The organism is Candidatus Obscuribacterales bacterium, from assembly GCA_036703605.1.
GTDB lineage: Bacteria > Cyanobacteriota > Cyanobacteriia > RECH01 > RECH01 > RECH01.
Genome location: DATNRH010000407.1, coordinates 1 through 1,142, shown reverse-complemented (window position 1 = coordinate 1,142; position 1,142 = coordinate 1). Strand labels below are relative to the sequence as shown.

The 1,142-nt window shown below is 49.1% G+C and carries 2 protein-coding genes; one reads left to right on the top strand and one right to left on the bottom strand.

What is annotated here, in order from left to right; translation table 11 throughout:
• Nucleotides 1–238: 238 nt before the first annotated feature.
• A complete protein-coding gene (locus V6D20_08430) occupies nucleotides 239–607 on the top strand; it encodes a hypothetical protein (GenBank protein HEY9815807.1) in 369 nt (122 codons plus the stop codon).
• 303 nt (nucleotides 608–910) lie between these two features.
• On the opposite strand, the gene V6D20_08425 is transcribed toward V6D20_08430, so the two are convergent.
• On the bottom strand, nucleotides 911–1,142 hold a 232-nt coding region (locus V6D20_08425), incomplete at its 5' end, for a hypothetical protein (protein HEY9815806.1).

Below are 1,142 nucleotides of genomic sequence, written 5' to 3'. Positions count from 1 at the left end.
AACGATTGGAATGACGTGAAAACCCTACCTTCAATAGATGAGGGTAAAGAACATCATCGCTAACGTAGAAATAAGACAGACAGACTTGAGACGTATCTCGAACCGATGTTGTTCCTCAGGTCAGTTCATGCCCCGATGAGTTAGGTCACTGACTCACCAACTACGATGTGACGCGGTGGCCGTGGATATCCTTAGGCACAGGGATGGGGATGAATGTCTGGATGCAGTTATCGGAGATATGACTCTAATGTTGGCTCATTTGATACGAAAGCGCAAGACTGTGCCGCCCTTTGGAGTAGCGATCGCTGTTGTCCTTAGTCTAGGAGCCGTGAGCGCTAAACCAACCTTGGCTCTGTCACCATCCTCGATTAGGCTTAACAGCCAAGATGGGGTGGACGTGGAGCTAGAGCAACAGAATCGCCGGCGATCGCCCCTTGAACTCAACCAGCGCGATGGCCGTCTTGATATAGATCTTTATGATCGTCGTCGTCCAGAAACCGACGTTCGCATTCAAGGCGATGATAACTCCTTGGGAGTAGAGATCGAGCGACGAGAGCCCGAACCGCTGCTACGGTTTGGTATTCCTTTAGATGAGCGCGATCGCTAACGTTGCTCAAACGAATAAGAGAGGAAGGCTTTACTTTTGCTCAGCCCTTCTCTCTTCATGATTGATGCAAATTGCTGCCAAACGCTGTTCCACACATACTGCTAGCCTCAAAGAACAGTATGTATCTAGGCTGGCTCTGAGCGATAGGGAGCACTGGATAAGTAGGTGGGCTCACTTTAGTGAAGCTAAGGTGCCGGGTTTCAACGACAATCAATCCTCTTCCTCATAAGAATTGAAGCACTAGGCAACGTCGAAATGATTGCCAATCGTGACGTCCTCCCACTTATCTAGACTGGCTCCGAACTATACAGTTTCTTCATCGGTGATGCCTTCATCCATCGGCGGTAAGCTACCCTGATCCATGTTTTGGGGTAGCAGCCAGTTCAGCAAAATTGCCGTGAGACCGCCGGTGGAAATACCTGACGAAAACACATTTTTAATCAGTGGATGTTTGTCAGCTAGAATCTCGGGAGAATAAACCACCCCTAATCCCAACGCCAGGGAAACCGCCACAATAATCAGAGAACGGCGGTTA

Coding starts and splice junctions, on each gene's coding strand:
- V6D20_08430 (HEY9815807.1), top strand. CDS start 239: ATGACTCTAATGTTGGCTCATTTGATACGAAAGCGCAAGACTGTGCCG.